Annotated in this window: 2 protein-coding genes; one reads left to right on the plus strand and one right to left on the minus strand. The window is 60.2% G+C overall.

The features are described from left to right. Positions 1-524, minus strand: a 524-nt coding sequence (locus B7L71_RS09155; RefSeq protein ID WP_446497409.1) for an aldose epimerase family protein, incomplete at its 3' end; no start/stop codon positions are given. Positions 525-653: 129 nt separating this feature from the next. Between B7L71_RS09155 and B7L71_RS09160 the strand changes: the two genes are divergently transcribed. Next, positions 654-896, plus strand: a complete 243-nt coding sequence (locus tag B7L71_RS09160; RefSeq protein ID WP_009098790.1) for a GlsB/YeaQ/YmgE family stress response membrane protein — start codon at positions 654-656, stop codon at positions 894-896. Positions 897-1235 lie beyond the last annotated feature (339 nt).

The raw sequence follows: 1235 nt of genomic DNA on the forward strand, positions 1-1235 counted from the left end.
TGCACGTCATCGACAGCCAGGTAGGTATGCAGTGCGCCGCTGGTCTTGACCGGCGCCTCGCCAATGTTTTCGGTAATCAGCTCGACATTGAGGCGCTGGGCGTTGGCTTGAACCACCAGCCGAGCGGTCAGTTGGCTGTGCAGGGGCTGGGTGGGTGAAAGGTGCACCTCGATGCCTTCCGCATGATCGTCCACAGCGTCGAGGCGCCACTGGGCGTGGCGAGCCAGGCCGTGGAAGGGGCCGTTACGCTCGGGGCTTTCGTCGGCATAACGCTCGTCGGCAAACCAGGGCCAGCACAGTGGGATGCCGCCACGAATCGCTCCCGGCATCGCCTGAGGCGTGGGCGTCACCCATAGCCAGGGCTGCTCGTTGCGCGGTTGAAAGTGCAGCACCTGGGCACCCTGCAGGCTGATCACCATGCTGCCCCAGTCCATGTTGAACAGCGCGACGTCGCGCCCTTGCCAGGTAGCCGGTTGGTGGCCATCGACATCGGCAAGCAGCTGTGTGAGGGAGTCGGGAATCATGGGAAGTCCTTGTAAGAAGGCCTTGTGAGTAAAGGCAACAAATGGGCAGCACCCTGGCGCTGTGTGCTATGGTAGAACAACCATAGGCGAAAGTTAAAACCCCAGGCTAGGTAAAACCAAGGAGGATGTATGGGCTTTATTGCGTGGTTGATCATTGGTGGTTTGGCTGGCTGGATTGCTGGCAACATCATGCGCGGCGGCGGTTTTGGCGTGCTGGGCAATATCGGGGTAGGGATCATTGGCGCCTTGGTCGGGGGCTTCCTGTTCAGTCTTCTGGGCCTTCAGGCGGGCGGTTTCATTGGTTCGCTGGTGACGGCGACCGTGGGGGCCGTGGTGTTGTTGTGGGTCATCAGTAAAGTCAAAAGCGCTTAGCGCTTCTCTCGGCTGTTCCCTACGCTGCCCGGCCCTTGTGCCGGGCAGCGTTGTTTTGTGCGCGGGCTATCGGTCTTGGCGTTAGTTTCCGTTACACTATGGCGCTTTTGGCAGCCCTGCCTCCGCGCGGTATTGCTTTCATGGATCGCTTTCTGTTTCTTCGAGGTGTCTTTTGGCCGATGCACTAAATGCCTGGTGGGCTCAACAGCTGGTGCTATGTGATTGGGCTTTCACACCACACCCCTTGGCGGTAGATGCAGTGGCGGCCGAACAGCGCCTGCTGCAGCTGGGCATCACGGACCGCGGGACGTTGGCGGATCAGCTGTTTTTTGCACTGGG

The organism is Halomonas sp. BC2, from assembly GCF_002078115.1.
GTDB classification, from domain to species: Bacteria; Pseudomonadota; Gammaproteobacteria; order Pseudomonadales; family Halomonadaceae; genus Vreelandella; species Vreelandella stevensii.

Bases quoted from the DNA above. Each gene is read 5' to 3' on its own strand.
- B7L71_RS09160 (WP_009098790.1), top strand. From the start codon at position 654: ATGGGCTTTATTGCGTGGTTGATCATTGGTGGTTTGGCTGGCTGGATT.